Source organism: Mesorhizobium sp. M1428 (genome assembly GCF_040317515.1).
In the GTDB taxonomy this organism is placed as follows: domain Bacteria; phylum Pseudomonadota; class Alphaproteobacteria; order Rhizobiales; family Rhizobiaceae; genus Mesorhizobium.
On record NZ_JAMYKT010000013.1, the window covers coordinates 144,581 to 167,927 of the forward strand.

General features: G+C 63.5%; 23 protein-coding genes. 6 read left to right on the forward strand and 17 right to left on the reverse strand.

Going from position 1 to position 23,347, the window contains the following annotated elements; translation table 11 throughout:
• Positions 1 to 160: 160 nt before the first annotated feature.
• Positions 161 to 379, forward strand: a complete 219-nt coding sequence (locus NKG60_RS19680; RefSeq protein WP_352975366.1) for a hypothetical protein — start codon at positions 161 to 163, stop codon at positions 377 to 379.
• A 21-nt stretch (positions 380 to 400) separates the two neighbouring features.
• Here the strand turns inward: NKG60_RS19680 and recQ are convergent, their stop codons facing one another.
• From recQ to uxaC, 9 genes are all read right to left on the reverse strand, one after another.
• Complete coding sequence (gene recQ, locus NKG60_RS19685; protein ID WP_352669437.1) at positions 401 to 2,239, reverse strand: DNA helicase RecQ; 1,839 nt, start codon at positions 2,237 to 2,239, stop codon at positions 401 to 403.
• 360 nt (positions 2,240 to 2,599) lie between these two features.
• Positions 2,600 to 2,938, reverse strand: coding sequence for a cupin domain-containing protein (locus tag NKG60_RS19690; protein WP_352669439.1), 339 nt, complete (start codon positions 2,936 to 2,938; stop codon positions 2,600 to 2,602).
• Positions 2,939 to 2,961: 23 nt separating this feature from the next.
• On the reverse strand, positions 2,962 to 3,729 hold the full coding sequence (kduD, locus tag NKG60_RS19695) for a 2-dehydro-3-deoxy-D-gluconate 5-dehydrogenase KduD (protein ID WP_352669442.1): 768 nt from the start codon (positions 3,727 to 3,729) through the stop codon (positions 2,962 to 2,964).
• Entirely contained in the window at positions 3,726 to 4,583 is an 858-nt protein-coding gene (gene kduI, locus NKG60_RS19700; RefSeq protein ID WP_352669444.1) for a 5-dehydro-4-deoxy-D-glucuronate isomerase, read from the reverse strand. Before kduI ends, kduD begins: the two co-directional genes overlap by 4 nt.
• Before the next feature lie 28 nt (positions 4,584 to 4,611).
• Complete coding sequence (locus NKG60_RS19705; RefSeq protein WP_352669446.1) at positions 4,612 to 5,388, reverse strand: FadR/GntR family transcriptional regulator; 777 nt, start codon at positions 5,386 to 5,388, stop codon at positions 4,612 to 4,614.
• 10 nt (positions 5,389 to 5,398) lie between these two features.
• Positions 5,399 to 6,679, reverse strand: coding sequence for a TRAP transporter large permease (locus NKG60_RS19710; RefSeq protein WP_292656436.1), 1,281 nt, complete (start codon positions 6,677 to 6,679; stop codon positions 5,399 to 5,401).
• 4 nt (positions 6,680 to 6,683) lie between these two features.
• On the reverse strand, positions 6,684 to 7,211 hold the full coding sequence (locus tag NKG60_RS19715; RefSeq protein WP_352669521.1) for a TRAP transporter small permease: 528 nt from the start codon (positions 7,209 to 7,211) through the stop codon (positions 6,684 to 6,686).
• A gap of 103 nt (positions 7,212 to 7,314) precedes the next feature.
• Positions 7,315 to 8,292, reverse strand: a complete 978-nt coding sequence (locus NKG60_RS19720; protein ID WP_352489188.1) for a TRAP transporter substrate-binding protein — start codon at positions 8,290 to 8,292, stop codon at positions 7,315 to 7,317.
• Positions 8,293 to 8,330: 38 nt separating this feature from the next.
• Positions 8,331 to 9,740 (reverse strand): glucuronate isomerase, encoded by a 1,410-nt coding sequence (gene uxaC, locus NKG60_RS19725; protein ID WP_352669448.1) that lies wholly within the window; start codon positions 9,738 to 9,740, stop codon positions 8,331 to 8,333.
• A gap of 174 nt (positions 9,741 to 9,914) precedes the next feature.
• On the opposite strand from uxaC, the gene NKG60_RS19730 reads away from it, so the two are divergent.
• Complete coding sequence (locus NKG60_RS19730) at positions 9,915 to 11,414, forward strand: mannitol dehydrogenase family protein (protein WP_352669451.1); 1,500 nt, start codon at positions 9,915 to 9,917, stop codon at positions 11,412 to 11,414.
• Positions 11,411 to 12,589 (forward strand): mannonate dehydratase, encoded by a 1,179-nt coding sequence (gene uxuA / locus NKG60_RS19735; protein ID WP_352975369.1) that lies wholly within the window; start codon positions 11,411 to 11,413, stop codon positions 12,587 to 12,589. The genes NKG60_RS19730 and uxuA overlap by 4 nt, the downstream gene beginning before the upstream one ends.
• A gap of 2 nt (positions 12,590 to 12,591) precedes the next feature.
• Here uxuA and lepB read toward each other — a convergent pair whose 3' ends face one another.
• The 7 genes from lepB to NKG60_RS19770 all read right to left on the reverse strand — a co-directional run bounded on the left by lepB (position 12,592) and on the right by NKG60_RS19770 (position 19,462).
• Complete coding sequence (gene lepB / locus NKG60_RS19740) at positions 12,592 to 13,335, reverse strand: signal peptidase I (RefSeq protein ID WP_352669523.1); 744 nt, start codon at positions 13,333 to 13,335, stop codon at positions 12,592 to 12,594.
• A gap of 323 nt (positions 13,336 to 13,658) precedes the next feature.
• The gene (locus NKG60_RS19745) at positions 13,659 to 14,066 is read right to left on the reverse strand and encodes a F0F1 ATP synthase subunit epsilon (RefSeq protein WP_352669456.1); all 408 of its coding nucleotides are present in this window, start codon (positions 14,064 to 14,066) and stop codon (positions 13,659 to 13,661) included.
• Positions 14,067 to 14,184: 118 nt separating this feature from the next.
• On the reverse strand, positions 14,185 to 15,750 hold the full coding sequence (atpD, locus tag NKG60_RS19750) for a F0F1 ATP synthase subunit beta (RefSeq protein WP_352669459.1): 1,566 nt from the start codon (positions 15,748 to 15,750) through the stop codon (positions 14,185 to 14,187).
• A 67-nt stretch (positions 15,751 to 15,817) separates the two neighbouring features.
• Positions 15,818 to 16,702 (reverse strand): F0F1 ATP synthase subunit gamma, encoded by an 885-nt coding sequence (locus tag NKG60_RS19755; protein WP_352669462.1) that lies wholly within the window; start codon positions 16,700 to 16,702, stop codon positions 15,818 to 15,820.
• Between the two features lie 28 nt (positions 16,703 to 16,730).
• Positions 16,731 to 18,260, reverse strand: a complete 1,530-nt coding sequence (gene atpA, locus NKG60_RS19760; protein WP_352489181.1) for a F0F1 ATP synthase subunit alpha — start codon at positions 18,258 to 18,260, stop codon at positions 16,731 to 16,733.
• Positions 18,260 to 18,820 (reverse strand): F0F1 ATP synthase subunit delta, encoded by a 561-nt coding sequence (locus NKG60_RS19765; RefSeq protein WP_352669465.1) that lies wholly within the window; start codon positions 18,818 to 18,820, stop codon positions 18,260 to 18,262. Before NKG60_RS19765 ends, atpA begins: the two co-directional genes overlap by 1 nt.
• A 246-nt stretch (positions 18,821 to 19,066) precedes the next feature.
• Positions 19,067 to 19,462, reverse strand: a complete 396-nt coding sequence (locus NKG60_RS19770; protein ID WP_352500793.1) for an AGROH133_08824 family phage infection protein — start codon at positions 19,460 to 19,462, stop codon at positions 19,067 to 19,069.
• Positions 19,463 to 19,676: 214 nt separating this feature from the next.
• On the opposite strand from NKG60_RS19770, the gene NKG60_RS19775 reads away from it, so the two are divergent.
• Positions 19,677 to 19,922 (forward strand): type II toxin-antitoxin system Phd/YefM family antitoxin, encoded by a 246-nt coding sequence (locus NKG60_RS19775; RefSeq protein WP_254018681.1) that lies wholly within the window; start codon positions 19,677 to 19,679, stop codon positions 19,920 to 19,922.
• Positions 19,919 to 20,374 carry a type II toxin-antitoxin system VapC family toxin gene (locus tag NKG60_RS19780; RefSeq protein WP_352669468.1) on the forward strand — a complete coding sequence of 152 codons (456 nt, stop codon included), beginning with the start codon at positions 19,919 to 19,921 and terminating at the stop codon, positions 20,372 to 20,374. The genes NKG60_RS19775 and NKG60_RS19780 overlap by 4 nt, the downstream gene beginning before the upstream one ends.
• Positions 20,375 to 20,383: 9 nt before the next feature.
• Here the strand turns inward: NKG60_RS19780 and NKG60_RS19785 are convergent, their stop codons facing one another.
• The gene (locus tag NKG60_RS19785; protein ID WP_352975371.1) at positions 20,384 to 22,567 is read right to left on the reverse strand and encodes a primosomal protein N'; all 2,184 of its coding nucleotides are present in this window, start codon (positions 22,565 to 22,567) and stop codon (positions 20,384 to 20,386) included.
• A 90-nt stretch (positions 22,568 to 22,657) separates the two neighbouring features.
• Here NKG60_RS19785 and fsa point away from each other — a divergent pair, with 90 nt between their 5' ends.
• The gene (fsa, locus tag NKG60_RS19790) at positions 22,658 to 23,311 is read left to right on the forward strand and encodes a fructose-6-phosphate aldolase (protein ID WP_023678103.1); all 654 of its coding nucleotides are present in this window, start codon (positions 22,658 to 22,660) and stop codon (positions 23,309 to 23,311) included.
• The last annotated feature ends 36 nt before the right edge of the window (positions 23,312 to 23,347 follow it).

Sequence of the window (23,347 nt, forward strand, 5' to 3'; positions counted from 1 at the left end):
AGATCGAGAACCCTCCGAAATCCGCCCGTCCGGCATCAACGTGCTTGATAAGGGAATGAAGGCGATCTCCACGGCCACGCCTGTAATATGCAGCCTGATGTTTGTCGCAAGTTGCGCATCGCCTTTGCCGGCATCCTTTGATGCTGCGAAATACGACAAGATGAGTTGCGTCGAGCTCAACGTGGCGATAGGCGCGGTCGCCGACGAAATATCGGCAACGGCCATTGCTCGCGGCAAAGTCGTCCACACCAACATTCCGAGCTGGCTGTTGGGAGGACAGCGTGTCGCCGCGACCGTGGCTGCCCGCCAGAGTGCGAAGATCGAGCGCTTGCGGCAGCAGGAGGCAGCGATTGCAGCGGCGAGACGAAGCCGGTGCTGATTGCGCCGCTGGAGTGGGTCTTCAACCCGACAGACCGGATTGATGCGCAGCGATCGCGCCGAGGAATATCTCGCCGAAATCCTTGAGCTTGGCGGCGCCGACGCCGTTGACCGCGGCGAAGGCGTCCAGATCACGCGGGCAGCGTTCGGCCATATCGATCAGTGTACGATCCGAAAAGACCACGAAGGCCGGCACCTGGCGTTCGCGGGCAAGACGCAGCCGTACCGCCTTGAGCGCGGCCAGCAGCGCCGAATCCAGACCTTCCGTGCCTGCTGCGGTATCCTGTACGGTCCGTATCTTGCCTCGCGATAACTGGCGCGCGTCCACGCGATACCGGAACGAGGCCTCGCCCCGAGCCAGCGCACGGCCCTTCTCGGCAATGGCGAGGCCGCCATGGCCGGCTGGGTCCAATGTCAGGAACCCTCCCGCGACGAGCTGGCGGACCAGCGACAGCCACACGTTTTTCTTGTGCGCCACACCGGTGCCGAAGCTGGCAAGCCTATGGTGGTTCCTGTCCAGGACCTTCTCGGTCTCATGGCCGAGCAGAACATCGACGACATGGGCGGCGCCAAAGCGCTCGCCGGTCTGTGTGATCGCCGCCAGGATGATCCGCGCCTCCGCCTCGCCATCCGCATGCGGCGCCTGGTCGAGGCAGTTGTCGCAATTGCCGCAATGCGAAGCATTTTCGCCGAAATAGCCAAGCAGGATCTGGCGGCGGCACTGCGTCGTCTCGCAATAGCCGATCAGCGTATCGAGCCGGCCATGCGCGCGCCTTTTGTGCTCAGCCGGTGCGTCCTCGTCTTCGATGAAAAGCCGGCGCATGCGGATATCGCCGAGACCGAAGAGCATATGTGCCTCGGCCGCTCGCCCGTCGCGGCCCGCCCGCCCGATTTCCTGATAATAGGCCTCAAGACTGCCCGGCAGGTCGGTGTGGAAGACATAGGCGACATCCGGCTTGTCGATCCCCATGCCGAAGGCGATGGTCGCTACCATCACCACGCCGGACAAGGTCATGAAAGCGTTTTGATTCGCTTCGCGCGCGTCCTTGCTCATGCCGGCATGATAGGCGAGCGCGCGTACGCCGTTCCGCTCGAGGAACGCCGCCATCTCCTCGGTCTTTTTGCGTGACAGGCAATAGACGATCCCGCTGCGGCCCGCATGGCGCTGCACGAAGCCTAGCAGTTGGCGCTTGCTGTCCTGCTTGGGCTCGATGCTTAGCTTGATGTTCGGCCGGTCGAAGCCGAGCACCACGGTATCGACGCGCCCATCGAACAGTTGCGCGGCAATGTCGGTGCGCGTCGCCTCGTCCGCCGTCGCCGTCAACGCAATGATCGGCACTTTCGGGAAGACATCACGTAGTCTCGACAACTCTTCGTATTCGCGCCGGAACGCCGGTCCCCATTGCGAGATGCAATGCGCCTCGTCGATGGCCATCAGCCGGACATCGAGCTTGGTCAACGCCTCGAGCATTCGCACCGTCATTAGCCGCTCCGGTGCAAGATAGAGCAGGCGTGTCTGGCCTGCCGCGACGCGGCGCCATGCAGCGACATTGGCGTCGCGGTCGAGCGAGGAATTGATCGTATCGGCCGCCACGCCGGCAAGGCGCAATGCGGCGACCTGATCCTGCATCAGCGCCACCAGCGGCGAAACGACAATGGTGAGCCCGCCCAGCACCAGCGCCGGGACCTGGTAGCAGAGCGATTTGCCGGCGCCGGTCGGCATGACAGCCAGCACATGGCGCCCGGCCAGCAGCGCCTCCATAACGGGCGCCTGGCCGAGACGAAAGTCATCGAAGCCGAAGACATCCTTCAGGACGCGCCGCTTGGAATCCTCCGCCGGGATGCTCGCTGCTGCCTGCATTACAGAACTTTCGGAGGCACGACCTGCCGAAATTTCCCGGCGAATCGCCAAGTGATTGCCTGGACAGCAGATTCGAACATTTATCGACCCCTCCGGTCCTCCTCGGCACCGCCTGAAGCGAACCTCTCTCTCATTGGCCGATATCAGACCGTCGTTCCAGCCCCTATTCGCTTTGGCTGTGAATATCGCGCCGCCTCGGAGCGGTTAATCCTATCTTCACCATCATTCGGCAGGTTCAGGTTCTGCGGTGATGTTTTGAGTACCGCGGCGCCACAAGCGCCCAGGCAACACGCCCGCGTCTCTCCGGAGGCGCGGGTTTTTCGTTCCGAGAACCGGCTGCCTGATCTTCGCGCCAGCGGCTCAGTCGAGGAAATCGGCGCGGTGCGGCGTGAAGCTGTCGACCAGTCGTCCCGCCTCCAGCGCCTTGACGCCATGGACAAGGTTGGACCGGACGATGAAGCTGCTTCCGGTCTCCAGGATCTCGGTCCTGCCGTCGATGGTGACTTCGAAGCGGCCTTCGGCGACGTAGCTCGCCTGGACGTGCGGGTGCGAATGCAGCGCGCCGACGCCGCCCTTGTCGAATCCGAACTCAACCATCATCAGCTCATCGGTGTGCAGGAGCACGCGCCGGCAGTTGCCGTCGGGCGTCGGCGTCCACGCACCCTCGCCGGCATGCGAGAAGATTTTGATTCCGGTCATCGTCAAACTCTCATTGTCGCTGTTCATCGCGCCAGCCAGCCGCCGTCCACCGGCACCACCGCGCCATGCATATAGTTCGACGCCGGCGCCAGCAGGAAGACGGCTGCGTCGCCGATGTCCTCCGCCGCGCCCCAGCGCCCGGCCGGAATGCGCGCCAGGATCGACGCGCTGCGGTCGGGATCGGCGCGCAGCGCCTCGGTGTTGTTGGTCTCGATATAGCCGGGCGCAATGCCGTTGACGTTGATGCCCTTTGCCGCCCATTCGCACGCCAGCAGCCGTGTAATGCCGAGTACGCCATGTTTGGAGGCGGTGTAGGAGGCGACGCGGATGCCGCCCTGAAAACTCAGCACCGAAGCGATGTTGACGATCTTGCCGCGCCGCGCCGGATCGGCGAGCACGCGCCTGGCAAAGCGCTGGCTGAGGAAGAATACCGTCTTCAGATTGACACCGATGACGTCGTCCCAGTCGGCTTCGGTCAGTTCGACCGCATCGGCACGCCGGATAATGCCGGCATTGTTGACCAGGCCGTCGAGCGGCCCGGTGTCGTCCCAGACGCGGTCAAGCATCGCCTGGGCGGCTGCATCATCGCCAAGATCGCAGCGGACAGCCTCGAAGCGGCCGCCGGCTGCTGCAATCTTCTCCGCGGTCTCGTCCATCGCCGAGCGGCCGACGCCGACGACCGCGCCGCCGGCACGCGCGACCGACACGGCGATGCCCTGGCCGATGCCGGTATTGGCGCCGGTGACGAGAATGCGCTTACCGGCAAGGCTGAAGGCCGAGAGGTCGCTCACTTGAGCTCTTCCATCGTTACCAGGTCGACATCGGTATAGTCGGCATTGTCGCCGGCCATCGCCCAGATGAAGGCGTAGTTCGAGGTGCCGGCGCCCGAATGGATCGACCATCCCGGCGACAGCACCGCCTCCTCGTTACGCATGACGAGATGGCGCGTTTCGTCCGGCTCGCCCATGAAGTGAAACACCCGGGCTGCCTCCGGCAGGTCGAAATAGAGATAGGCCTCCATGCGCCGGTCATGCACATGGCATGGCATGGTGTTCCAGACCGAACCGGAGGCAAGCTGCGTCATGCCGACGACAAGCTGACAGGTCTTTACGCCATCGGCATGGATGAACTGGAAGATCGAGCGCTCGTTGGAGGTTGCCTGGCTGCCTAGATCGAGCCGCTTGGCATCGCCGATGCGGATCAGCCGGTTGGGATGGCTCTGATGCGCCGGCGCGCTGAGCAGGTAGAATTTTGCCGGCTCAGCCGGGTTGGTCGCAGCGAACGATACCTCATTCGTGCCCATGCCGAGATAAAGCATGTCGCGCGCCTGCAACTCGAAGGATTGACCGCCGGCTTTCACGATGCCCGCGCCGGCGACGTTGACAATGATCATCTCACGGCGGTCGAGAAAATTCTTGGTCCCGGTCGGCTTGATTGCCTGCAGCGTCAGGGGTGTACCGGCGGGCATGGCGCCGCCGACGATCATACGGTCGTAATGGGTGTACGTCAGGCTGATGCGGCCGGGCTGAAACAAGTCCTCGATCAGGAAATTGTGTCGCAGCTCGTCCGTTCCCATGGCTGCGGCAGAAACAGGATCGATGGCGAAGCGGGAGGTGAAATCGGTATGATTGTCGGTGTGATTCATTGCTGTCCCATGGGGCTGCCTCAATTGCTTATTCGGTTGCCGCGGCCTTGACCGAGTCGGCATAAAAAACCTGGCGCGCGTGCAGGCGCTCGCGATAGCGCTGCTGGCTGGCACCGAGATGCGCGCGCATCGCCTCCCGGGCCCCCTCGGCATCGCCTGCCGAGATGGCATTGAGGATCACCAGATGCTCTCGTTGCAGGCCGCGCTGATAGGCGTCCGATTGGGCGATCTCGGTCGACCAGGGCGAGGTCACGTCGCAAGGAATGGCGCGGCGGCCGAGCACGTCGAGCATCTCGACATAGAACGGATTGTTGGTGGCGCTGGCGATAGCGCGGTGGAAGGCAAGGTCGGCCGGTCCCGTCGGCTCGCTGTTGAGGAGCAGCCGTTCGAATTCGAAAAAAGCTTCCTGGATCGCCGCTTCCTGCGCGGCGTTGCGGCGGATGGCAGCGAGCCCGGCGGATTCGATCTCGATCGCCAACCTGACTTCGAGCACGTTGAGGGCGATCGAGTCCTTGCTGCCCATCTCCGCTGCCAGCGCACCGAACGCAGTCGAGATATGCTCGGTGACGAAGACGCCGGCGCCTTGGCGCGGCTCGACCAGGCCGTCTGCGGCAAGCTTGGCCAGCGCCTCGCGTATCACGGTGCGGCTGACCCCGAAGGTTTCAGTCAACTGACCCTCGGTCGGCAGCTTTTGCCCGGGCTGGATCTCACCCGCCTGCAGCTGTTTGCGGATCGCCGCGACGACGGTTTCCGAAAGCTTCGGTCTTCGTTCGACGCGGAGATCGACTGCGGTATCCGAGGCCATGTCGCACCCCCTATTTGAAGACACTCGGCAGCCATAGCGAAATGGCCGGAATGTAAGTGACGAGCGCAAGCACCACGAGGCCTGCCGCATAGAACGGCCAGATCGAGCGCATCGATTCCCAGACGGATATCTTGCCCACGGCACACGCCACGAACTGCACTGCGCCCACCGGCGGCGTGTTCAGTCCGATGCCGAAATTGAGGATCATGATGACGCCGAAATGCACCGGATCGACGCCGTAGGCCTGCGCCACGGGCAGGAAGATCGGCGTGCAAATGATGATCGTCGGCCCCATGTCCATGAACGTGCCGAGGAACAGCATCAAGAGGTTGAGCAGGAGAAGCACGACCAGCGGATCGTCCGAGATCGCGTTCATGGAGGCTATCAACGCTGCCGGCACTTTCAGGAAGGCCATCAGCCACGAGAACGCCGCCGCCATGCCGATGATGAGCAGCACCATGGCCGTGGTGCGCACGGCGCCATGGGTGGCATGAACGAACCCTTCCCAGGTCATCTGCCGGTAAACGAAGACGGTCACGAGCAGCGCATAGATGACGGCGATACAGGAACTCTCGGTGGCGGTGAAGACGCCCGATCGCACGCCGCCGAAGATGATCGCGATCAGCAGCAGGCCGGGCACCGCAACGGCGAAAAGATGCGCGACGGCGGTGAAGCCCGGAAACGCCTCGGTCGGATAGCCGCGCGAGCGCGCCACGATATAGGCGGTGACCATCAGCGACAGGGCCAGTAGCAGGCCCGGGATGATACCGGCCGTGAACAGATCGGCGATGGAGATCTTTCCGCCTGCCGAGATCGAGTAGATGATCATGTTGTGCGACGGCGGCAGCAGCAGCGCAATCAGCGCCGCCATCGACGTGACGTTGACGGCGTAGTCCGCCCCATATCCACGCGCTTTCATCTGCGGGATCATCAGGCCGCCTACCGCCGCTGCCTCCGCAACCGCCGAGCCGGAAATGCCGCCGAAGAGTGTGGCGGTGGCGATGTTGACCTGGCCGAGGCCGCCGCGCAAATGGCCGACGAGCGAGCCGGCGAAGGCAACGATCTTGCTGGCGATGCCGCCGCGCACCATCAAGTCGCCGGCGTAGATGAAAAACGGAATGGCCAGCAGCGAAAAGACGCTCATGCCGGAATTCAGGCGCTGGAACACGATGAGCGGCGGCAGGCCCATATAAAGGACGGTGGCAAGGCTTGCGACGCCCAGGCAAAAAGCGATCGGCGTGCCGATGAGCATCAGCAGAGTGAAGACGCCGAAGAGAATCCACAGTTCCATGGCGTCAGACCTTCACCTTGGCGGTATCGAGTTCGGCCGCGACTTCAGCCGGCGGCAGTTCATCGAGGGCATCGTCGATCGGTGCGCCGGAGAGACGAAGCACGATGCGCTCCAGCGTGAAAAGCACGATGAGCGCGCCTCCCGCGACAAGCGGGACATAGTCCCAGCCTCCCGATATGCCGAGTGACGGCAAGACGGAGCCCCAGGTCAATGCGACCAGCTGGCTGCCATACCAGATCATGCCGATGCCGAAGGCGAGCGCGACAATATCCGAAATCATCCGCAGCCAGCGCTTGCCGCCTTTCGGCAGCACGTAGAGCAGGACGTCGAAGCCAAGATGATAGTTCTCGCGCACACCGACGGCAGCGCCGAGGAAAATGAACCAGCTCATCAGCATCACCGAGCCGGGCTCGGTCCAGCTCGGCGAGCGGTTCAGGACGTAGCGGCCGAACACCTGCCAGGCGACGAACGCGGTCATCAGCACCAGCCCGATGCCGGCGATCGACAGCGCCGCCGTGCTGACGCGCGACATCACTTGCGCGACGCCCGACAGGAGCGGTGTTGGTTTTGGGCTGGAAGTCACCGGTTTTCTCCCCAGGAGGATGGCGGCGCGGAATGTCCGCGCCGCCGCTTGATCACTGCACGGCCTTGATGGCTTCGACCATGGCCTTCAGCTTGTCGTCCTTGACATGCTTCTCATAGACCGGCCCCATCGCGTCGATGAAGGGCTGCTTGTCCGGCGTCGTGATCTGCGAACCGGCCGCCTCGACCTTGGCGCGCGATTCCTTGACCTTGGCAGTCCACAGCTCGCGCTGCTTGGCGACGCTTTCCTTGGCGGCCGCCTTGAAGATCGCCTGGTCTTCCGGCGTCAGCTTGTCCCAGCTCGACTTCGCCATGACGAAGGCTTCCGGCACCATCGTGTGCTCGTCGAGCGAATAGTACTTGGCGACTTCCGCATGCTTGGCAGTGTCGTAGCTCGGAAAATTGTTTTCCGCGCCGTCGATGACCCCGGTCTCGATCGCCGAATATACTTCGCCATACGGCATCGGCGTCGCGTTGGCGCCGAGTGCCGCCACCATGTCGACGAAGATGTCGGACTGGATGACGCGGAACTTCATCCCGGCCATATCGGCGACGGTGTTGATCGGCTTCTTCGAATTGTAGAAGGAGCGCGAGCCGCCGTCGTAAAAGGCAAGCAGCACCAGCCCGACCTGGTCGAACGCCGCCGCGATCTGGTCGCCGATCGCCCCGTCCATGACCTTGTGCATGTGCTCTTCCGAACGGAAGATGTAGGGCAGCGAGGGCACGGTGGTCTCCGGGATGAGCCCGTTGAACGGCGCCATCGAGACGCGGTTGAGATCGATCACGCCGGTGCGCACCTGCTCGATCGTGTCCTTTTCCTCGCCGAGTTGCGCGGAAGGATAGATCTCGACCACGTAGCGGCCGGCCGTGCGCTCTTTCACGAGCTCGCCGAAATATTTGACCGCCTCGACCGTCGGATAACCGTCCGGGTGCGTGTCGGAGGAGCGCAGGACCGTCTGGGCGCTTGCCGTTCCGGCCAGCAGTGCGGCGGCAAGTAGCGTAGCTCCCGCCAATCTCGAAAAATGCAGCATTGGTTTCCTCCCGTTTTGAACGATGGCGGCAAGCGCCGTTAGAGCCGGTACGCCTTTTTCGCGAGCGTATAGGCAAGTTCCTGCGCCAGCTCGTGCGCCTCGTCTTCGCCGAGCCGATGCTCGGCGACGAGACGCGCCAGATATGCGCAATCGACCCGGCGCGCCACATCATGGCGGGCCGGTATGGATGGAAAGGCGCGGGTGTCGTCGTTGAAACCGACGGTGTTGTAGAAACCGGCCGTTTCGGTGGTCATCTCACGGAACCGGCGCATGCCTTCGGGGCTGTCGTGGAACCACCAGGCCGGCCCGAGCTTCAATGCCGGGTAGACGCCGGCGAGCGGCGCCAGCTCGCGCGCATAGCTCGTCTCGTCGAGGGTGAAGAGGATGATGGTGAGGTCGCGCTCCAGCCCGACACAGTCGAGCAACGGCTTCAGCGCCGTCACATAATCGGTGCGGGTCGGGATATCGAAGCCTTTGTCCCTGCCGAACTTGTGAAAAATAGCCGGCGAATGATTGCGCCAGGAGCCGGGATGGATCTGCAGCACCAGCCCGTCGTCGCGGCTCATCTTGGCCATCTCGGTCAGCATCTGGGCGCGAAACAGTTTTCGCTCCCGCTCGTCGTCCGAGCCCCGGCGGATGCGGTTGAACAACTCCTGCGCGGCGGCATCCGAGAGATTGGCGGTTTCGGCCGTTGGATGGCCGTGATCGGAGGAAGTCGCACCGAAACTTTTGAAGAAGGCCCGCCGCTGGCGATGTGCATCGAGATAGCCGGCCCAGTTGCCGGTATCGCACCCGGTGATCTCGCCAAGCCGGTCGAGATTGGCCGAGAACCCTTCGAAATCGGGATCGACGACCGCGTCCGGCCGATAGGCGGTGACGACGCGGCCCTCCCAGCCGCTGTCGCGGATCATCTGGTGCCATCTGAGATCGTCGAGCGCGCCTTCGGTCGTCGCGATGACCTCAATGTTGAAGCGCTCGAACAGCGCTCGGGGGCGAAAATTCTCCCACTGCAGCAGCATCGCGATCGTGTCGTAATGGCGGTCGGCCGTCTTGGCATTCAGCGGCTCGTCGATGCCGAACAGGTGGGCAAGAACATGGTCGAACCACAGCCGGGTCGGCGTGCCGCGGAACAGGTAGTAATGCTCGGCGAAGCGCCGCCAGATCGTCCTGCCGTCGGTCTCCACCGGCGAGCCGTCAAGAGTCGGCACGCCAAGCTCCTCAAGGCGAACGCCCTGGCTGAACAGCATACGGAAAATGTAGTGGTCCGGCACGATCAGCAATTGCGCCGGATCCGGAAACGCCTCGTTGAGCGCATACCAGCGCGGGTCGGTGTGGCCGTGCGGGCTGACGATCGGCAGGTCCTTGACCGCAGCATAGAGATCGCGGGCCAGCGAAAGCGGGCGCGCCTCGGCGGGAAACAGCAAATCCGGATCCGTCAATGCGGCCACGTAATCCTCCCAATCTGGACATCGGTAGGGTTGGAAAGAAATAATGTCAACATACAAAAACTGGGTTGTTGTATGATGACTTTTCGTCGGTCATCGCCCATTGTGCGTGACGGCATCGGGTGTTACGCCGCCTGCCAGCAGTGACCCAACAATCTCGATCAGACACGTGGCGCAATGACCAATAGACGCCTTTCCAACAGCACCCTGAAGGCACTGCCGGCTTCGGTCGCGGTTCCGCGCTACGACCGCGGCGGCATCGCACCGGGCATCGTCCATCTCGGCGTCGGCGCGTTCCACCGCGCCCACCAGGCGGCCTCTGTCGACGACTGCATGGCGTCGGGAGAGACGGACTGGGGCATTGTCGGCGTGTCCTTGCGCAGTCCAGACACGCGCGACGCACTGGCGCCGCAGGATGGCCTCTACACGCTGGCGATCAGAAGCAGCATCGGCGAAGAGCTGCGCGTCATCGGTTCGATCCTGTCGCTGCTGGTCGCGCCGGAAGATCCGGTTGCGGTGCTCGCCGCTCTGACCGATCAGCGCACCCGCATCGTCACGCTGACGATCACCGAAAAGGCCTATCTGAGAGCAGCCGGCGGCGGACTGGACAATACCCACCCCGACATCGTCCATGATCTGGCTAACCCGCAAATGCCACGGACGGCGCATGGTTTCCTCACCGAAGCGCTGTCGCGCCGCCGTGCCGCCGGCATCCAGCCTTTCACCGTGCTCTGCTGCGACAACCTTCCGGCGAATGGCGCCACGCTGCACCGCCTGCTCGTCGAATTCGCCGCACTGCGCGATTCCAGGCTCGCCACTTCAGGCGATGCCAGGCTCGCCGCACACATCGCTGACGGCGTCGCGTTTCCGTCGAGCATGGTCGACCGTATCGTGCCGGCGACCACCGACGCCGACCGGGCGCGTATCGCCGTCGAGCTCGGCGTCGAGGATGCCTGGCCGGTGATGACCGAGCCGTTCTGCCAATGGGTGGTCGAGGACGATTTCCCGGCGGGCAGGCCGGCCTGGGAAAAGTTCGGCGTCACCATGGTCGGCGACGTCGGGCCGTTCGAGGACATGAAGCTGCGGTTGCTCAACGGCTCGCATTCGGCAATTGCCTATCTCGGCCTGCTCAGCGGCTACGACACGGTCGACCGCGCCTTTGCCGATCCGGCGATCCGGCAATTCGTCGACGGACTATGGGCCGAGGCCATCCCGACGCTGCCGCAGGACGCCGGACTCGATACGGCCGGCTACACGGCCCAGCTCGCCGAACGCTATTCGAACACCGCGCTCGCCCATCGCACGGCGCAGATCGCCAATGACGGCAGCCAGAAGCTGCCGCAGCGCATCGTCGCCTCTGCCCTCGATCGGCTGGGTGCCGGTGACCCGCCCGCGCATCTCATGCTGGTGGTGGCCGCCTGGATCGCCGCTTGCGAGGCGCGCGGCAAAACCTTGCCGGAAGCCCATTTTACCGACCCGATCGACACTCGGCTTACGCTCGGCAGCCGGCCGGCTGTCGAAACGGTGACAGCAATGTTCGATCTCGCCGGCTTCGCCAAGGACCATTCCCACCGCATGACACTGATCGATCTGACGGCAGCCCATCTTGAGCGCCTGCGGCGGGGCGGACCTGCCGCTGCCTTCGCGGCGCTTGGCATAGGGAGTGAGAAGCCATGAGACAAACCTGGCGCTGGTTCGGGCCAGACGATCCGGTGACGCTTGCCCATGTCCGTCAAGCCGGCGCCGTCGGCATCGTCAGCGCGCTGCACCATCTCAATGACGGCCGCGCCTGGCCGGCGGACGAGATCGCCAGGCGCAAGGCCGAGATCGAGGCAGCAGGCCTGACCTGGGATGTGGTCGAGAGCATCGTCGTCCACGAGGACATCAAGACCCGCAACGGCAACTGGCGCAGCCTGATCGACAATTACAAGGCCTCGATCCGCGCCGTCGCCGCCGCCGGGATCAATACCGTCTGCTATAATTTCATGGCGATCACCGACTGGACGCGCACCGACCTCGATTATCCCATGCCGCATGGCGGCACGGCGCTGCGCTTCGATGTCGTTGAGCTCTGCGCCTATGACGTCTTCATCCTCGAGCGAGAAGGGGCGGAGGCCGATCACCCACCGGCCCGTATCGAGGCCGCGCGTGCGCGGCTGCAAGGGATGAGCGACAGCGACAAGGCAAGGCTGGAGCGCAACCTGATCGGCTGGGTGCCGGCGCGCGAATTCATCTTCGATCGGGCAAGCTTCCGCCGCGCCCTCGACCTCTACAAGGACGTCTCCACCGAAGGCCTGCGCGAAAACCTGTTTGCCTTCCTGCGCGAGATCGTGCCGGTGGCCGAAGAGGCCGGCGTCAAGATGGCGATCCACCCCGACGATCCACCTTTTTCGCTGTTCGGCCTGCCGCGCATCGTTTCCAACGCCAATGATGCCCGCGCGCTGCTCGACGCCGTCGCTTCGCCGGCTAACGGGCTGACACTGTGCACCGGCTCCTACGGCGCGGGCGCGCAGAACGACCTGCCGGCAATGGCCAGGGCCTTCGCCGAAAACATCCATTTCGCCCATCTGCGCAATGTCACCAAGGAGTCCGACGGCTCCTTCCACGAAGCCGAGCACCTCGACGGCGACACCGACATGGTGGCGGTCGTGTCGGCGCTGATTGGCGAAGAGCGGCGGCGCAAGGCGGCAGGCCGCGCGGACTGGCAGATCCCGATGCGCCCCGATCATGGCCATGCCATCGTCGACGACATCGGCAAGAAGGTGAACCCCGGCTATTCCTGCATCGGCCGGCTGAAGGGCCTCGCCGAACTGCGCGGCGTCATGCGCGCAGTGGAGGCACTGACGACCTGAGGCTACTTGCTGGCCTGGCCGTTCAGCGTCTGTCGCGATGAATAATCGGTGCCCTTGGAATTCCAGAACAACCGCACAGCCTTGCCGACCAGATTTTCGTAGGGAACAAAGCCGACAGTGAATCGGCTGTCGGAGGCATTGTCGCGGTTGTCGCCAAGGACGAAATAATGGCCTTCGGGCACCTCAAACACGCGCGTATTGTCACCAATCGAGTTGTCGGTGAGGTCGAGGACGGAATGGGTGACGCCCCCCGGCAGAGTTTCGCGTTGAAGTTTGGCTTTCGAGAACTCTTCAGACGAAAAAGTGCCGATATCGTCGAGTCCCACCGCGACATCGTTGATGTGAAGCACCCCATCGATGATCTGGATCCTTTCGCCCGGAAAGCCGACGATCCGCTGGATGTAGTCCACGCTCGGATCGGGCGGGAACTTGAAGACAACCACATCTCCCCGTTTGGGCTCCGCGCCGAACAGCCGCCCGTCAAATGAAAGAACGTTGAAGGGCACGCTGTAGCGACTGTAACCGTACGCGGATTTGGAAACGAAGAGATAGTCGCCCTCCTGCAACGTCGGCACCATGCTGCCGGAGGGAATCGAAAACGGCTGGAATAGGAACGCGCGTATTGCAAATGCGGCCGGATACGTGGTCAGAAAGACGAGCACCAGCACCCAGAGCCCGTGCGCATACCATCTGTCCGGCTTGAATCGGCGCGCGAACGGCACGACAAGCGCTGCCCACAGGATCATCAAGCCGATACTTGAAAGATCGGCCGGCCAGGCAAGATCGACGCCAGGCAATACCGGAAATCCGATATAGACAAGCGCGAAAACGAGGGCGCCGATCACTAGCATGCTGGCAACCGCCAGTCTGCCGCTGCCGATCCAGAGGAACCCGCCGAACGGTCCGCCAAAGGCTGACACCAGGGCCGTCGACCACAGGGATCGCGAGGCAGTTTCTCGTTGCGCTGTTTCTTCCGTCACGGCCACCCCTCAATGCCCAGGCAGCCAGACTGTCCACCAAACAAAAAAGCGGGGCAACCCGCTTTTTCAGTCGATCATTTGAGCGAACCTCAAGCCGGCAGGATGGCACCTTCTAGCGTGGTGAGTTGGCTAAGGAACTGCTCGGCCTTGCTGCGGGTCTGGTCGTCCTTGGCGTCGGCGGCGTCTTCCCTCGCTTCCTGGATGCGGCGGGCAAGGTCGGCGCGGTCGATGTCGCCGACGGCCACAGCCGATTCCGCCAGCAGCGTGCAGCCGGCCGGAACGATGTCGGCAAAGCCGCCGAACACCACATAGCGCTCTTCCTTGCCTTGCGCGGTCCTCAGTGTGACGACGCCCGGCTTGATTGTGGTCATGACCGGCGCGTGATGCGCCATGACGGTCATCTCGCCTTCGGCGCCCGGGATGACGACGGATTCGACCTGCTCGGAAACCAAGAGGCGCTCCGGCGAGACCAGTTCGAATTTGAAAGCTTCAGGCATGATCAGTTTAGCGACTGGTGAATGGTGAATGGTGAATGGTCAAAAAGAATGACCTTCACTCAGCCCCGATTTCCTATCCGCTACTCCCCATTCACAATTCGCTATTGACCATTCACCATCAGGCCGCTTCAGCGGCCAGGCGCTGCGCCTTCTCGACCGCTTCCTCGATGCCGCCGACCATGTAGAAGGCGGCCTCCGGCAGATGGTCGTAGTCGCCGTTGCAAAGGCCCTTGAAGCCCTTGATGGTATCGGCGAGGTCGACCAGCTTGCCCGGCGCGCCGGTGAACACTTCGGCGACGAAGAAGGGCTGCGACAGGAAGCGCTCGATCTTGCGGGCGCGGGCAACCGTCTGCTTATCCTCTTCCGACAGCTCGTCCATGCCCAGGATGGCGATGATATCCTGCAGCGACTTGTAGCGCTGAAGGATCGACTGCACCTGGCGGGCGACCTGGTAGTGCTCTTCGCCGACGACCATCGGGTCGAGCATGCGCGAAGTCGAATCGAGCGGATCGACGGCCGGATAGATGCCCTTCTCCGAAATCGCGCGGTTGAGCACGGTCGTCGCGTCGAGGTGGGCGAACGAGGTCGCCGGTGCCGGGTCGGTCAGATCGTCGGCCGGCACGTAGATCGCCTGCACCGAGGTGATCGAGCCCTTGGTCGTCGTGGTGATACGCTCCTGCAGCGCGCCCATGTCGGTGGCCAGCGTCGGCTGGTAGCCGACGGCCGAAGGAATGCGGCCGAGCAGCGCCGACACTTCCGAACCCGCCTGCGTGAAGCGGAAGATGTTGTCGACGAAGAACAACACGTCCTGGCCCTGGTCGCGGAAATATTCGGCAACCGTCAAGCCGGTCAGGCCGACGCGGGCGCGCGCGCCCGGCGGTTCGTTCATCTGGCCATAGACGAGCGCGGCCTTGGAGCCTTCGCCGCCGCCCTTCTTGTTGACGCCGGACTCGATGAACTCGTGATAGAGGTCGTTGCCTTCGCGGGTGCGCTCGCCGACGCCGGCGAACACCGAGAAGCCGCCATGCGCCTTGGCGACGTTGTTGATCAGTTCCTGGATCAGCACCGTCTTGCCGACGCCGGCGCCGCCGAACAGGCCGATCTTGCCGCCGCGGGCATAGGGTGCCAGCAGGTCGAGCACCTTGATGCCGGTGACCAGGATCTGCGCTTCCGTCGACTGCTCGACATAGGTCGGTGCCGGTTGATGGATCGAGCGCATCTCGATGCCGTCGACCGGGCCTGCCTCGTCGACCGGCTCACCGATGACGTTGATGATGCGGCCGAGCATGCCCGGGCCGACCGGCACGGTAATCGGTGCACCGGTGTCATAGACGTCCTGGCCGCGGACCAGACCTTCGGTCGAGTCCATAGCGATGCAGCGCACGGTGTTTTCGCCCAGATGCTGGGCCACCTCTAGCACCAGGCGATTGCCGACGTTGATCGTCTCGAGCGCGTTCAGGATCGCCGGCAGATGTTCGCCGAACTGGACGTCGACAACGGCGCCGATGACCTGGCGAACCTTGCCTGCCAGGCCGGTTTTCTTGATGGTGGCGGCCGGCGTATTCACAGCGGCGGCCCTGGTTGGTGCCGCCTTCTTGGCCGGAGCGGCCTTTGCAGCTGCCGGAGCCTTTGCTGGTGCCGCGGCCTTAGGGGCTGCCGTCTTCGGGGTCGCTGCTTTCGCCATCGTCTTTACCCTTTTCGTCTCTTTGTTTCTCACACGCCTGAGGTCGATGACCTCCTTGTGAGCGTGCCTAGAGCGCCTCGGCGCCCGAAATGATTTCGATCAATTCCTTGGTGATCTGCGCCTGCCGCTGGCGGTTGTAGGTGATCGACAATTTGTTGATCATGTCGCCGGCGTTGCGCGTCGCATTGTCCATGGCGCTCATCTTGGCGCCCATCTCGCCGGCAGCATTCTCGAGCAGCGCGCGAAAAACCTGCACGGAAATGTTGCGCGGGATGAGATCGGAGAGGATTTCGCCCGGCTCCGGCTCGTATTCGTAGACGGCGCTGCCGCCATCCTTCACTTCCGCGGCAGCCGAAGCGACGCCCGCCGGGATAATTTGCTGCGCTGTCGGGATCTGGCTGATCACCGACTTGAACTGCGAATAGAACAGCGTGCAGATGTCGAAGCCGCCTTCGTTGAACAGGTGGATCACCTTCTTGGCGATGGCATCGGCATTGACGAAGCCCAGCGTCTTGACCTCGCGCAGGTCGACACGCTCGATGATCAGCGCCCCGTAGTCGCGGCGCAATATGTCGAATCCCTTCTTGCCGACGCAGATGATCTTGACCTGCTTGCCGTCGGCCAGAAGCTTGCGGATGTGGTCGCGGGCAAAGCGGGCGATCTGCGAATTGAAACCGCCGCACAGACCGCGTTCGGCCGTGCAGACGACAAGCAGATGTACGTCGTCCTTGCCGGTGCCGGTCATCAGCGCCGGGGCATCCCCGCCGCCACCGATCGCCTGGGTGATGTTGGCCAGCACCGCGCCCATGCGCTCCGAATAGGGACGTGCCGCTTCCGCCGCTTCCTGCGCACGACGCAGCTTCGCCGCGGCGACCATCTGCATCGCCTTGGTGATCTTCTGCGTCGCCTTGACCGAGGCGATACGGTTACGAAGGTCTTTTAACGAAGGCATGCTTCAAACCTGATCCCGTCCGTCCTGCTCAAGCAAAGGTCTTGGCGAAGGCGTCGATTTCTGCCTTCAGCCTGGCGCGCAGATCGTCGGACAGCGCCTTCTCCTTGCGGATGCCGTCGAGCACGTCCTTGCCGGCCGAGCGCATATGCGACAACAGACCATGCTCGAACTTGCCGACCTGGTTGATCGCCAGCTTGTCGAGATAGCCGTTGACGCCGGCGAAGATCACCGCGACCTGCTCCTCGACCTTAAGCGGCGAGAATTGCGGCTGCTTCAAAAGCTCGGTCAGGCGCGAGCCGCGGTTGAGCAGGCGTTGCGTGGCGGCGTCGAGATCGGAGCCGAACTGCGCGAAAGCAGCCATTTCGCGGTACTGCGCGAGCTCGCCCTTGATCGACCCGGCAACCTGCTTCATCGCCTTGATCTGCGCCGAGGAGCCGACGCGCGACACCGACAGGCCGACATTGACCGCCGGACGGACGCCCTGGAAGAACAGATTGGTCTCAAGGAAGATCTGGCCGTCGGTGATCGAGATGACGTTGGTCGGGATGTAGGCCGAAACGTCGTTGGCCTGCGTCTCGATGATCGGCAGCGCCGTCAGAGACCCGCCGCCGTTTTCGTCATTGAGCTTGGCGGCGCGCTCGAGCAGGCGCGAGTGGAGGTAGAAAACGTCGCCGGGATAGGCTTCGCGGCCCGGCGGGCGGCGCAGCAGCAGCGACATCTGGCGGTAAGCGACGGCCTGCTTCGATAGATCGTCGTAGCTGATCAGCGCGTGCATGCCGTTGTCGCGGAAATATTCGCCCATGGTGCAGGCGGTGAACGGCGCCAGGAACTGCATTGGCGCCGGATCGGAGGCGGTCGCGGCGATGATGATCGAATAGTCGAGCGCGCCGCGCTCTTCCAGGACCTTGACGAACTGCGCCACGGTCGAGCGCTTCTGGCCGACGGCGACATAGACGCAGTACAGCTTTTCCTTCTCAGGGCCGTTGTCGTGCACCGATTTCTGGTTGAGCATGGTGTCGAGGATGATCGCGGTCTTGCCGGTCTGGCGGTCGCCGATGACCAGCTCGCGCTGGCCGCGGCCGACCGGGATCAGCGCGTCGATGGCCTTGAGGCCGGTCGACATCGGCTCGTTCACCGATTTGCGCGGAATGATACCAGGCGCCTTGACGTCGACGCGCTTGCGTTCGGTGGCCTGGATCGGGCCTTTGCCGTCGATCGGGTTGCCGAGCGCGTCGACGACGCGGCCGAGCAAGCCCATGCCGACGGGCGCGTCGACGATGGCGCCGGTGCGCTTGACGGTGTCGCCTTCCTTGATGTCGCGGTCGGCGCCGAAGATGACGACGCCGACATTGTCGGCTTCCAGGTTGAGCGCCATGCCGCGGATGCCGCCGGGGAACTCGACCATCTCGCCGGCCTGGACATTGTCGAGGCCGTAGACGCGGGCGATACCGTCACCGACGGACAGCACCTGGCCGACTTCGGAGACCTCGGCCTCCTTGCCGAAATTCTTGATCTGGTCTTTCAGAATTGCGGAAATTTCCGCGGCGCGGATGTCCATCAGCCGACCTCTTTCAGTGCAAGCTTGAGCGAATTGAGTTTGGTTTTGAGCGACGTATCGATCTGGCGCGAGCCGATCTTGACCACCAGTCCGCCGAGCAGCGACGGATCGACGGTGACCGTGATCGCCACATCCTTGCCGGCGACGCTTTTCAGCGCTGCTTTCAGCTCGGTTTCCTGGGCAGGCGTCAGCGCATGCGCCGAGGTGACCTCGGCAGCGGTCTCGCCGCGGTGTTCGGCTGCGATCTGGCGGAAGGCCTTGATCATGCCGGGCACGGCGAACAGCCGGCGATTCTGGGCAACGACGCGCAGGAAATTGCCGGTGAGGCCGGTAATCCCTGCTTTGTCGGCGATCGCGGCGATCGCCTTGGCCTGGTCCTCGCTGGAGAAGACAGGGCTCCTGATCAGCCGCGAAAGGTCAGCGCTACCTTCGAGCATGGCGTCGAAACTATTGAGGTCGGCCTCGACGCTGGCGACCGAATTGGCCTGCAGCGCGAGCTCGAACAGCGAACCCGCATAGCGTTCTGCGACACCTGAGATTGGCGATGACGATTGGGCCACGGACCGTCTTTTCTCTTGTCTGACAGGCCGCAGATTGTTGGCGCGAGCAAAAACTCTGGCTAAATCTTTGACCTTACTGCATTTTTCCAAGCACGGAGGCGCGGCTTCCGCTATCCCCGGTCGAAAGTCGATTGCCGTCTAGCACAGGCATTTTCAGACCGCAATGCGTCGTCCGGCATGGTTTTCAGGCACTATTGTCGCATCCGCTGGCCGAGTTCAGCAACCAACCCCGGATTGATCCCTGATTCAGGGCAAAAAGCCAAAGGCGAAGGCAAGCGGCAGCGCCGCCAGCACCAGCTCGACGACGATCGATGCCCAGTTGAACGGCGTGTTGGCGCCGTCCGACATCATCGAGAGCAGCCGGCCGAAGGCGGTGAACAGCCAGGAGAAGCCGAGCGCCATGTAGAGCAGCGGCTGCGCCAGGAGGATGCAGCACAGGCTGACGCCGAGATAGAACCCCGACATCCGGCCGCGCCCCTCGGCGATCGCCGCCGCCTTCTCGGGCTTGACCTGCAGCCTGAGAATCCGGAAGGCCAGCCCTGGCGCGAGGAACAGCAGCAGGCCGAACAGCAGGGTCACCACGGCGCTCGACCATGCCAGCCACTCGCCCTGGCTCATCGGCCACGGAAACGCAAATTCCATCTTGTCCCCTCGTAAATGGATATTCAAAATTTCGGGCATTCTAGCGAAGCAAGAGACATACGCCAGATGGGCCGTCGGCAATTTGCAGGGCGCGTCAGCCCAACGCGGGCGCGACCGTTTTCTCGACCGGGCTAACAGGACGTTACACAACGGGCTGTTTTTTTCTGCACAATTCCTATATTGTGACTACATGAGACCACAAGGGGTTCCGCGCATGAAGACGATGCAACTACGAGAGGCAAAGGCCAGCCTTTCCGCGCTCGTGGAGGCTGCTGAGAACGGTGAGCCCACGGTTATCACCAAGCACGGCAAGCCCGCAGTCATGGTGGTGCCGATCGGTGAGGGACGGAAACTTTATCCGCAGAACAGCCAAAAAGACTTCGTGGATTTCCTGCTTCAGTATCCAGGCGGCATCGAGCTTGAGCGAAACGAATCGCCGTCGCGGGAAGTGGAGTTTTGACCGGTTATCTGCTTGATACGTCTTTTCTCTCGGCATTTGCACCTGGTCGGCCTCTGCTTCCGTCACACGTGCAGACCTGGGTTGCCGAACAAGGAGAACGCGGCTCTTGGCAGCTCTCGTCGATCGTCATCTTGGAGATGGAACGAGGAATCGCGAAACTGAAGCGGGCGGGCGGGCATATGAAGGCAGAGCGCATCAATGAGTGGTTCGAAAGGTTGCTTCTAGAGTTCAACCAGCGCATCCTTCCCATCGATTTAGCAATCGCACGAGAAGCCGGAAAACTGGAAGACGCCACTATCGCCAGAGGCGCCAATCCGGGTCTGGCGGACGTCCTGATCGCAGCTACTGCCCGTTTACACGGCCTGTCAGTTTTGACGGCCAACACCCGGCATTTTGCGATTCTCGACGTGCCTTACCTGAACCCATTCGCCGAACGCGTCACGAAAGGGTAATTCGACACCTTACAAAAAGCTCTGCGGGTCGATGTCGACCTGGACTCGCACCGAGCCCCTTATCTTCGGCCCCTCGGCCAGCATGGTGCGAATGAACCCTTGCATGTCGGCGCGCCGTTCGCCCTGGATCAGCAGGCGAAAGCGATGGCGGCCGCCGATCAATGACAGCGGCGCCTCGGCCGGGCCGAGCACGAACAGATCGGTGGCTTGCGGCGCGGCGCGACGCAGGCCACGGGCGTGCCCTTCGGCTTCGGCCCGTGTCGCCGCGCTGACGATGACGCCGGCGAGCCTGCCGAAGGGCGGCAGCCCCGCCCGCTCACGCTCGGCGATCTCGCGCTCGTAGAAGGCCTCGGCATCGCCGGAGACGATCGCGCGCATCACCGGGTGGTCTGGCTGGAAGGTCTGCAGCAGGCCGAGGCTCTTCTTGCCGGTGCGGCCGGCGCGGCCGGTCACCTGGCTGAGCAGTTGGAAGGTGCGCTCGGCGGCCCGCGGGTCGCCATTGGCAAGGCCGAGATCGGCATCGACCACACCGACCAGCGTCATGTTAGGGAAATTATGGCCCTTGGCGACGAGTTGCGTGCCGATGACGATGTCGGCCTCGCCATTGGCGATGGCTTCAAGCTCGAGCCGCAGCCGCCGCACGCCGCCCATCAGGTCCGACGACAGCACGATGGTGCGGGCATCGGGGAAATGCGCGACGACCTCCTCGGCGATGCGCTCGACACCCGGCCCGCAGGCGACGAGATGATCGAGCGTGCCGCATTCCGGACAGGCCTCTGGCCGGCGTTCATTGTGCCCGCAATGATGGCAGACGAGTTGGCCGCGAAAGCGATGCTCGACCAGCCAGGCCGAGCAGACCGGACAGCCAAAGCGGTGGCCGCAGACCCGGCAGAGCGTCAGCGGCGCATAGCCGCGCCTGTTGAGGAACAGCAGCGACTGTTCCTTTCTTTCCAGCGTCTGCCCCATATGGCCGAGCAGCACCGGCGACAGGAAGCCGCCGCGTGCCGGCGGCGCGCGGCGCATGTCGACCGTCTTGAGATCGGGAAGTGCCGCCTCGGCAAAGCGCGCCGAAAGCACCGCCCTGCTGTAGCGGCCCTGGCTGGCATTGACCCGGCTTTCGACCGACGGTGTGGCCGAAGCGAGCACGACCGGAAAACCGCCGATATGGCCGCGCACCACGGCCATGTCGCGGGCATTGTAAAAGACGCGATCCTCCTGCTTGTAGGCGGGATCGTGCTCTTCGTCGACGACGATCAATCCAAGCTCCCTGAACGGCAGGAACAGCGCCGAGCGTGCGCCTGCGACGACCCGCACGCCGCCTTCCGCTACTTGCCGCCAGACCTTTTCGCGCATCCTTGGCGGCAGGTCCGAGTGCCACTCCGCCGGCTTGGCGCCGAACCGCTCCTGGAAGCGTTCGAGGAAGGCCTGGGTCAGCGCAATTTCCGGCAGCAGGATCAGCACCTGCTTGCCACGATCGAGCGCGGCCGCGACCGCCTCGAAATAGACCTCCGTCTTGCCGGATCCGGTTACACCGTCGAGCAGGGTGACGCCGAATGTACCGGTCGTGACATTGGCGCGCAGCGTCTCGGCGGCATCGCTCTGGTCGGGCATCAGTGTCGGCACGGCGTAGCCGGGATCGGGTGCTGCGACCACCGGCCGCGGCGGGATCATCACCGTCTCGAATACGCCCTGCGCCCGGAGCCCGTCCACCACCGTCGACGACACGCCTGCCGCATGCGCCAGGCCCGATCGCGTCCAGGCCAGTCCGCCTTCGGCCGTCTCCAGCACGCGCGTCCTCGCCTCCGTCATCCGGTCGGGCTTGGCGAAGGTGCGCTGTAGTCCTTCGATCCACGGCTCCGGATCGAACGCCTCCGGCGCCCTGAGCAGCATGCGCGCCACCATGCCGGGCGGCGACAGCGTGTACTGCGCTACCCAATCGACAAAACGCCGCATCGCGCGGTCGATCGGCGGGCAGTCGAAAACCTGCTCGATCGGCCGCAATTTCTTCGCGTCGACCTTTTCGACGGCGCCGTCCCAGACGATGCCGGCGACCTGGCGGGGCCCAAGCGGAACGCGCACGATCGAGCCCGGCACCACGTGCATGCCAGCCGGCACGGCATAGGTGTAGGGGCGCTCGGCGGGCATCGGCACCAGCACCGGTGCGGCCGCGACAAAGGGCGAATCTTCGATCATGAGGCGTGACCTTGCCCCGACTTTGGTCTAGATCAAAGTCCGACCCCGAATGTGCATGACGTGCACATGAAAAATCTTCAGGAGACCGCCATGAAATTTTTTGTCGACACCGCCGATGTCAAGGAAATCCGCGAGCTGAACGATTTGGGGCTGCTCGACGGCGTAACCACCAATCCGTCGCTGATCCTGAAATCCGGCGGCAAGATCGCCGACGTCACAAGAGAGATCTGCGAGATCGTCAAGGGCCCAGTCTCGGCCGAAGTCGTCGCCACCGAATACAAGGACATGATGGCGGAGGCCAAGATCCTGGCCAGGATCGCCGACAATGTCTGCATCAAGGTGCCGCTGACGCTCGACGGCCTGAGAGCCTGCAAGGACATCCGGTCGGACGGCCGCATGGTCAACGTCACGCTTTGCTTCTCGGCCACCCAGGCGCTGCTTGCCGCCAAGGCCGGCGCCTCGTTCATCTCGCCCTTCGTCGGCCGCATCGACGACAGCGGCTGGGACGGCATGGAGCTGATTGCCGATATCCGCACCATCTACGACAATTATGACTTCCAGACCGAAATCCTGACCGCTTCTGTGCGCACCGTGAACCATGTCAAGCAGGCGGCACTGATCGGCGCCGACGTCATCACCGCGCCGCCGGCGACACTCAAGGCACTGGTCAAGCACCCGCTGACCGACAAGGGCCTGGAGCTGTTCCTCGCCGACTGGGCAAAGACCGGGCAGAAGATCGGCTGAAGCGACTATCCTGCGAACAAAAAAGGCCGAGCAATC

What these genes read in the sequence shown, in the direction of transcription:
- NKG60_RS19680 (WP_352975366.1), top strand. Translation starts at nt 161, where the DNA reads ATGAGTTGCGTCGAGCTCAACGTGGCGATAGGCGCGGTCGCCGACGAA.
- recQ (WP_352669437.1), bottom strand. Translation starts at nt 2,239, where the DNA reads ATGCAGGCAGCAGCGAGCATCCCGGCGGAGGATTCCAAGCGGCGCGTC.
- NKG60_RS19690 (WP_352669439.1), bottom strand. Translation starts at nt 2,938, where the DNA reads ATGACCGGAATCAAAATCTTCTCGCATGCCGGCGAGGGTGCGTGGACG.
- kduI (WP_352669444.1), bottom strand. Translation starts at nt 4,583, where the DNA reads ATGAATCACACCGACAATCATACCGATTTCACCTCCCGCTTCGCCATC.
- NKG60_RS19705 (WP_352669446.1), bottom strand. Translation starts at nt 5,388, where the DNA reads ATGGCCTCGGATACCGCAGTCGATCTCCGCGTCGAACGAAGACCGAAG.
- NKG60_RS19710 (WP_292656436.1), bottom strand. Translation starts at nt 6,679, where the DNA reads ATGGAACTGTGGATTCTCTTCGGCGTCTTCACTCTGCTGATGCTCATC.
- NKG60_RS19715 (WP_352669521.1), bottom strand. Translation starts at nt 7,211, where the DNA reads ATGTCGCGCGTCAGCACGGCGGCGCTGTCGATCGCCGGCATCGGGCTG.
- NKG60_RS19720 (WP_352489188.1), bottom strand. Translation starts at nt 8,292, where the DNA reads ATGCTGCATTTTTCGAGATTGGCGGGAGCTACGCTACTTGCCGCCGCA.
- NKG60_RS19730 (WP_352669451.1), top strand. Translation starts at nt 9,915, where the DNA reads ATGACCAATAGACGCCTTTCCAACAGCACCCTGAAGGCACTGCCGGCT.
- uxuA (WP_352975369.1), top strand. Translation starts at nt 11,411, where the DNA reads ATGAGACAAACCTGGCGCTGGTTCGGGCCAGACGATCCGGTGACGCTT.
- lepB (WP_352669523.1), bottom strand. Translation starts at nt 13,335, where the DNA reads ATGATCCTGTGGGCAGCGCTTGTCGTGCCGTTCGCGCGCCGATTCAAG.
- NKG60_RS19745 (WP_352669456.1), bottom strand. Translation starts at nt 14,066, where the DNA reads ATGCCTGAAGCTTTCAAATTCGAACTGGTCTCGCCGGAGCGCCTCTTG.
- atpD (WP_352669459.1), bottom strand. Translation starts at nt 15,750, where the DNA reads ATGGCGAAAGCAGCGACCCCGAAGACGGCAGCCCCTAAGGCCGCGGCA.
- NKG60_RS19755 (WP_352669462.1), bottom strand. Translation starts at nt 16,702, where the DNA reads ATGCCTTCGTTAAAAGACCTTCGTAACCGTATCGCCTCGGTCAAGGCG.
- atpA (WP_352489181.1), bottom strand. Translation starts at nt 18,260, where the DNA reads ATGGACATCCGCGCCGCGGAAATTTCCGCAATTCTGAAAGACCAGATC.
- NKG60_RS19770 (WP_352500793.1), bottom strand. Translation starts at nt 19,462, where the DNA reads ATGGAATTTGCGTTTCCGTGGCCGATGAGCCAGGGCGAGTGGCTGGCA.
- NKG60_RS19775 (WP_254018681.1), top strand. Translation starts at nt 19,677, where the DNA reads ATGAAGACGATGCAACTACGAGAGGCAAAGGCCAGCCTTTCCGCGCTC.
- NKG60_RS19785 (WP_352975371.1), bottom strand. Translation starts at nt 22,567, where the DNA reads ATGATCGAAGATTCGCCCTTTGTCGCGGCCGCACCGGTGCTGGTGCCG.
- fsa (WP_023678103.1), top strand. Translation starts at nt 22,658, where the DNA reads ATGAAATTTTTTGTCGACACCGCCGATGTCAAGGAAATCCGCGAGCTG.